The sequence below is a fragment of the Enterobacter sp. Bisph1 genome, from assembly GCF_000814905.1.
Lineage (GTDB): Bacteria > Pseudomonadota > Gammaproteobacteria > Enterobacterales > Enterobacteriaceae > Kosakonia.
In genome coordinates this window covers 1-6,035 of record NZ_JXAG01000011.1, presented here as the reverse complement: position 1 = coordinate 6,035, position 6,035 = coordinate 1, and the positions used below count along the sequence as shown (strand labels likewise).

Genomic DNA, 6,035 nt, shown 5'->3' with positions numbered 1-6,035 from the left:
ACGCCTTCCGGCAGTTCGATGGTGCCAGTCACGTCAGTTGTACGGAAGTAGAACTGCGGACGGTAGCCTTTGAAGAACGGAGTATGACGGCCGCCTTCGTCTTTGGACAGGATGTACACTTCAGATTCGAATTTGGTGTGCGGCTTGATGGAACCCGGCTTAGCCAGTACCTGACCACGTTCGATTTCTTCACGTTTGATACCACGCAGCAGAACACCAACGTTCTCACCAGCACGGCCTTCGTCCAGCAGTTTGCGGAACATTTCAACGCCGGTACAGGTTGATTTCGCGGTATCTTTGATACCAACGATTTCAACTTCTTCACCAACCTTGATGATACCGCGCTCTACACGACCGGTAACAACGGTACCACGACCGGAGATGGAGAATACGTCTTCGATCGGCAGCAGGAACGGCTTGTCAATCGCACGTTCCGGTTCCGGGATGTAAGAGTCCAGGTGACCAGCCAGTTCGATGATTTTCGCTTCCCACTCAGCGTCGCCTTCCAGCGCTTTCAGAGCAGAACCACGTACGATCGGGGTGTCGTCGCCCGGGAAATCGTACTGAGACAGCAGTTCACGAACTTCCATCTCAACCAGTTCCAGCAGCTCTTCGTCATCAACCATGTCGCATTTGTTCAGGAACACGATGATGTACGGAACGCCTACCTGACGACCCAGCAGGATGTGCTCACGAGTCTGCGGCATCGGGCCGTCAGTCGCAGCAACAACCAGGATCGCGCCGTCCATCTGCGCAGCACCGGTGATCATGTTTTTAACATAGTCGGCGTGGCCCGGGCAGTCTACGTGTGCGTAGTGGCGAGACGGGGTGTCATATTCAACGTGAGACGTGTTGATGGTGATACCACGTGCTTTTTCTTCCGGCGCGTTATCGATCTGGTCGAATGCGCGAGCAGAACCACCGTAGGTTTTTGCCAGAACGGTAGTGATTGCAGCAGTCAGCGTTGTTTTACCATGGTCAACGTGGCCGATAGTACCGACGTTAACGTGCGGTTTTGTACGTTCAAACTTTTCTTTAGACATCGATTGTCCCTCTAAGACACGGATAAATCGGTGATATCACCACATCAACCAGGCAACACGCCCGACTCGTTGAATGCTAATAACAGAGAGAAACCAGGGAGGAGAAGTGAAGTGGTGCTGATACCCAGAGTCGAACTGGGGACCTCACCCTTACCAAGGGTGCGCTCTACCAACTGAGCCATATCAGCACGTCTTGGAGCGGGCAGCGGGAATCGAACCCGCATCATCAGCTTGGAAGGCTGAGGTAATAGCCATTATACGATGCCCGCATCCTGAAACTCGGCTACCCAGTACTTTCTGTATTGTCGGGAGAAGATTCTCTCCCTAAGAGCTGATTCACTACTGACACCAACTCAGGTTACGTTTTAGCGTAACCGAAAATGGTGGTGGGGGAAGGATTCGAACCTTCGAAGTCTGTGACGGCAGATTTACAGTCTGCTCCCTTTGGCCGCTCGGGAACCCCACCGGACTTGATGGTGCCGACTACCGGAATCGAACTGGTGACCTACTGATTACAAGTCAGTTGCTCTACCTACTGAGCTAAGTCGGCATCAAGTAGCGCGCATTCTAGGGAGACACGGGAATTGATGCAACAAAAAAATTGCACAAAACGCTCTATCGCTCACATTTTGCACGACAGCACGAAGAAACGCTGTAATTTCATGCAACATCGTGGAAAAAAACACCCTTTTTTGCAATTTGCAGAGGCCTTTGCTCATTTTTATGCCTGCACGGATGCATCACTTTCGCGCCCTTGCGCAGTGCAGAGTCCTTATTACAGTGCACAGAAATGCCTCCGGTGATGCTCCTTCGTAAGCGTTAGTACGAAACCGTGAAATGGATCACAAATTGCATTGTGATTAACACAGCCTCACCGGAGAGACGCTTATGAAGATTGTCTTGTTAAACGCAGCCACCCTGCCGGTCTATTATCCGGAGCTTGCCCACTTACTACTTGATGCACTGCATAGCGGCGCGTCGCTGGGCTATCCACGCACAATTAGCCGGCAAGAAGCGGAAAGCCTCTTTTATGCTTTACGCAGCGAACTGGAGAAAGGCGAGCGGCTGCTGTGGATCGCGCGCGATGAGCAAGGCGTGGTGGGCTGTATTAGCCTGCAGCTGCCACTACAATCTGAAGCGCTTAACCGGGGGAATATCAAATTATTATTGGTACATCGCCGCGCTCGCCGCACGGGGATTGGCAAAAAGTTGCTTACTGAAGTTGAGAAGACGGCCTGGACACGTCAGCGGGGTTTATTGTCCCTTGAAGTACAGGCGGGTTCTGTCGGTGAAGCGTTTTACCGGTCGCAGGGCTATCGTTGCCTCGGCGAAATGCCGGATTTTCTGGGTTCTTCAGACGGTTATTACCATCCAGCCGCGATATTCTTTAAACGTTTATTCGCGGTAAATCAGACGGTTCGTTCTATTGCCAGTTAACGTGTGGAGCGTGATGCACTCTGCGGTATGCATCACCTCGGCGCGTTTTTTCATATTATTCCCCGTTATCTGGTGTTAATCTCCTGCCCATTGTTCCCACTTAATTTCAATAACGTCGTGCCATAGCATTATCGACAATGTCTCTGCCTCGCTGCTTACATGACGCTAACGCAGCGAGTGATAATGGCAGGCTAATAAAAGCTTATGAGTAAAAAAGAGCAAACGTTAATGACGCCCTACTTACAGTTTAATCGCAGCCAGTGGGCTGCGCTGCGTGACTCTGTGCCAATGACGCTGACCGAAGGCGAGATTGCGAGATTAAAAGGTATTAATGAAGACCTTTCTCTGGAAGAAGTCGCTGAAATATACCTACCCCTTTCTCGTTTACTCAATTTCTACATCAGTTCGAACCTGCGTCGACAAGCAGTACTTGAACAATTTCTCGGCACCAATGGGCAGCGGATTCCCTATATCATTAGTATTGCCGGAAGCGTCGCGGTAGGTAAAAGTACCACCGCTCGCGTCTTGCAGGCATTGCTCAGCCGCTGGCCGGAACATCGCCGTGTCGAACTCATCACTACCGATGGTTTTTTGCATCCCAATCAGGTGTTAAAAGATCGGGGATTGATGAAGAAAAAAGGCTTTCCGCAATCTTATGATATGCACCGCCTTGTGCAGTTCGTCTCCGATATTAAATCCGGCGTGACGAACGTCACCGCTCCGGTTTATTCACATCTTATTTATGATGTTATCCCCGATGGTGATAAAACCATCGCACAGCCGGATATTTTAATTCTTGAAGGGCTGAATGTTTTACAAAGCGGCATGGATTATCCGCACGATCCGCATCATGTATTTGTTTCTGACTTTGTGGATTTTTCGATTTATGTTGATGCGCCGGAAGACCTTTTGCAGAACTGGTATGTGAACCGTTTTTTGAAGTTCCGCGAAGGCGCGTTTACCAATCCTGATTCTTATTTCCACAATTACGCTAAATTGTCTGAAAAAGAAGCCGTAGAGATTGCACTGTCTTTGTGGAAAGAAATTAATGGATTAAATCTTAAAGAGAATATCCTGCCCACGCGCGAACGCGCGAGCCTGATTATGACAAAGAGCGCTAACCACGCAGTAGAACAAGTTCGGCTGAGAAAATAAGCCTGGAGGGAGCCGCCTGGCTCCCTTTGCATTATTCTGCGCTACGCAGTGATATCTCTCCCCCAACCCAGGGTTTAATCACACCGTCTTGTTCCAGCAACAAAGCCCCTTGCGAATCGATGCCACGCGAAATACCGAATATCTCTTTTTCGCCAATGATCAATTTAACCGGACGGTTAATAAAGTTATCCAGCGTTTCCCAGCGCGAAAGGAAAGGCGTTAGCCCTTCCTGCTCAAAAATCTGCAACGCGGCGCGAAGCTCGATGATTAACCGTGACGCTAGCTGGTTACGATCGATGCGTACCCCGGCTTCCTGTAGGTTAATCCAGCTCTGGCTGATATCCTGGGCCTGCGCTTTACGCATCACAAGATTAACGCCGGCACCGATGACAATCTGCGCAGCATCACCGGTTTTACCGGTAAGTTCGACGAGGATACCGGCAAGTTTTCGATCCTGTAGATAAAGGTCATTCGGCCATTTAACCCGAACGTGTTCGGCGCCTAAATCACGGAGCACTTCGGCCATAACAATACCGATAACCAGACTCAAACCAACCGCTGCCGCAGGACCTTGCTCAAGGCGCCAGTACATTGAAATATAGAGATTAGCACCGAACGGGGAGATCCATTTGCGCCCGCGTCGCCCACGTCCAGCCTGTTGATATTCAGCCACACATGCGTCGCCGGAACGTAAATCGCTCAGGCGATCCAATAGATACTGGTTGGTGGAATCAATGACCGGCAGTACCGCAACAGAGCCTTGTACAACTTGGCTACGGATAAGGTTTTCATCCAGCAACTGAATAGGCTCAGGTAAGCTGTAACCCTTTCCAGGCACGGTAAAGACATCCACACCCCAGTCACGTAACGTCTGGATGTGTTTATTGATAGCGGCGCGGCTCATACCTAAGCGCTCGCCAAGCTGCTCGCCAGAATGAAATTCGCCATCCGCCAGAAGGGAGATGAGCGTCAATGGAACCGTATTGTCTTTCATGCAATCGTCTCTACCGCATTCACCTCACCGGCACGGCCAATAAAGCGCACTTCCGGTTCCAGCCAGATAGCAAATTTCTCACCTACACGCTGGCGAACAAGATGGGCAAGGCGCACCACATCTTCGCTGGTCGCTTGCCCGGTATTAATCAGCACTAAGGCCTGTAAATCATGTACGGCAGCGCCGCCGAGCGTTGTACCTTTTAGCTGGCATTGATCGATAAGCCATCCTGCGGCTAATTTCATGGAACCATCCTGCTGCGGATAATGTGGCGCCTGGGGAAACTGTGCGAGCAGCAGGCTGGCTTGTTCAGCGGTAATGACCGGATTTTTGAAGAAGCTACCTGCGTTGCCGTTCACTTTTGGATCCGGCAATTTACTGGTGCGCATTTTGCAAACAGTATCGAATACCTGTTGTGGCGTTACGCTGGCGGGATCGAGCCGGGTTAAATCACCATAGTCCAGAACCGGTTGCCATGCTTTTGCTAAACGCAAACCAACGGCGGTAATGGCATAGCGGTTCTGATATTCGTGCTTAAAGATACTGTCACGATAACCGAAACGGCAGGCTTCGTTGGATAAGCGTAGCGGCTTACCGCTGTTAAGTTCTACACAATCGACATAATTGCAGACACGCTGCAACTCTACGCCATAGGCTCCAATATTTTGGATGGGTGAAGAGCCTACGCATCCGGGTATGAGCGCCAGGTTTTCGAGACCCGGCAGGCCTTTTTCCAGCGTCAACTGCACAAGGTTATGCCAGTTCTCCCCCGCGCCGACATGCAGAAGCCATGCATCGGCTTCTTCCTGAATATCAATGCCTTTAATACGGTTGATAATGACAGTTCCGGAAAAATCTTCCAAAAACAGCACGTTGCTGCCCTCTCCAAGGATCAGGACGGGTTGCTGGTTGCGCATCGCAGACTGCCAGGCCGTGAGCAGCTGTTGCGTATTTTCGGCACAGACGATGTGTTGAGCCTGGCGATCAATACCAAAGGTATTCCATGGCTTAAGGGAGAGATTCATTCGCGCTTTCCTGATGCAAAAACACGGCTAGTTTACCGCATCCGTAAGACGAGCGCTTGTGGTGTTTGGTGGGGTTTATCGCGGCGGAAGAAACGCAAAAAGGCCATCCGTCAGGATGGCCTTCTGCTTGTTTGATGCCTGGCAGTTCCCTACTCTCGCATGGGGAGACCCCACACTACCATCGGCGCTACGGCGTTTCACTTCTGAGTTCGGCATGGGGTCAGGTGGGACCACCGCGCTGTTGCCGCCAGGCAAATTCTTTGTGCTCTGTCCTGTGTCTTTTGCACCGCTACGGCGTTGGCTGCGTTCGTGAGCGTCAGTCACATACTTCAGTATGCTCCTTCCGTCACGTCACTTGCCGCCTTGTCCCGGCGCAAAATC

General features: G+C 51.0%; 5 protein-coding genes, 4 tRNA genes and 1 rRNA gene. 2 read left to right on the top strand and 8 right to left on the bottom strand.

The features are described 5' to 3' along the window. From tuf to RW65_RS00170, 5 genes are all read right to left on the bottom strand, one after another. Window positions 1–1,043 (bottom strand): elongation factor Tu (gene tuf / locus RW65_RS00190; protein ID WP_039054661.1); only part of this gene is annotated, 1,043 nt, incomplete at its 3' end. A 112-nt stretch (window positions 1,044–1,155) separates the two neighbouring features. After that, window positions 1,156–1,231 (bottom strand) — tRNA-Thr (locus tag RW65_RS00185). A 6-nt stretch (window positions 1,232–1,237) separates the two neighbouring features. Then, window positions 1,238–1,312: transfer RNA gene (locus RW65_RS00180), tRNA-Gly, on the bottom strand. A 112-nt stretch (window positions 1,313–1,424) separates the two neighbouring features. Beyond that, window positions 1,425–1,509 (bottom strand) — tRNA-Tyr (locus RW65_RS00175). Window positions 1,510–1,517: 8 nt separating this feature from the next. After that, window positions 1,518–1,593 (bottom strand) — tRNA-Thr (locus tag RW65_RS00170). A 338-nt stretch (window positions 1,594–1,931) separates the two neighbouring features. Here RW65_RS00170 and RW65_RS00165 point away from each other — a divergent pair. Beyond that, a complete protein-coding gene (locus tag RW65_RS00165) occupies window positions 1,932–2,480 on the top strand; it encodes a GNAT family N-acetyltransferase (RefSeq protein WP_039054660.1) in 549 nt (182 codons plus the stop codon). 204 nt (window positions 2,481–2,684) lie between these two features. Then, window positions 2,685–3,635 carry a type I pantothenate kinase gene (gene coaA / locus RW65_RS00160; protein ID WP_039054659.1) on the top strand — a complete coding sequence of 317 codons (951 nt, stop codon included), beginning with the start codon at window positions 2,685–2,687 and terminating at the stop codon, window positions 3,633–3,635. Between the two features lie 31 nt (window positions 3,636–3,666). On the opposite strand, the gene birA is transcribed toward coaA, so the two are convergent. From birA to rrf, 3 genes are all read right to left on the bottom strand, one after another. After that, entirely contained in the window at window positions 3,667–4,629 is a 963-nt protein-coding gene (birA, locus tag RW65_RS00155; RefSeq protein WP_039054658.1) for a bifunctional biotin--[acetyl-CoA-carboxylase] ligase/biotin operon repressor BirA, read from the bottom strand. Continuing rightward, entirely contained in the window at window positions 4,626–5,654 is a 1,029-nt protein-coding gene (murB, locus tag RW65_RS00150) for a UDP-N-acetylmuramate dehydrogenase (RefSeq protein ID WP_039054657.1), read from the bottom strand. Before murB ends, birA begins: the two co-directional genes overlap by 4 nt. A gap of 136 nt (window positions 5,655–5,790) precedes the next feature. Further along, window positions 5,791–5,906: ribosomal RNA gene (gene rrf, locus RW65_RS00145) — 5S ribosomal RNA — on the bottom strand. Window positions 5,907–6,035: the final 129 nt, after the last annotated feature.